Source organism: Oleiphilus sp. HI0123, from assembly GCF_001635315.1.
Map to the genome: position 1 here is coordinate 1 of NZ_LWGE01000851.1, position 333 is coordinate 333.

General features: G+C 40.8%; 1 protein-coding gene. It reads right to left on the reverse strand.

Annotated elements, in window-relative coordinates:
- Positions 1 to 333, reverse strand: a 333-nt coding sequence (locus tag A3761_RS07390) for an ATP-binding cassette domain-containing protein (RefSeq protein ID WP_156491719.1), incomplete at both ends; no start/stop codon positions are given.

The window sequence follows — 333 nt, forward strand, 5'->3', positions numbered from 1 at the left end:
AGCACATCTGAAACCTTACCTTGAGTGCTAAGCTTTCCGTTTTCAAGTATTACTAAGTGGTCAGCAAGTTTAGCGACTTCGTTTACCGAGTGAGTGACGTATAAAATTGGTATACGAAATTCTGATCGAATCTTTTGAACGTAGGGAAGGATTTCGAGTTTTCTGGCTTTATCTAAAGAAGCTAATGGCTCATCCATTAATAAGAGTTCAGGCTGAACAAGTAAAGCTCTGGCAATCGCAACTCGCTGGCGTTCTCCTCCTGATAATTCATCGGGCTTCTTGTTTAGAAGAGCTTCGATTCCGAGAATTGAAAGAACATGCTCGATACTGATA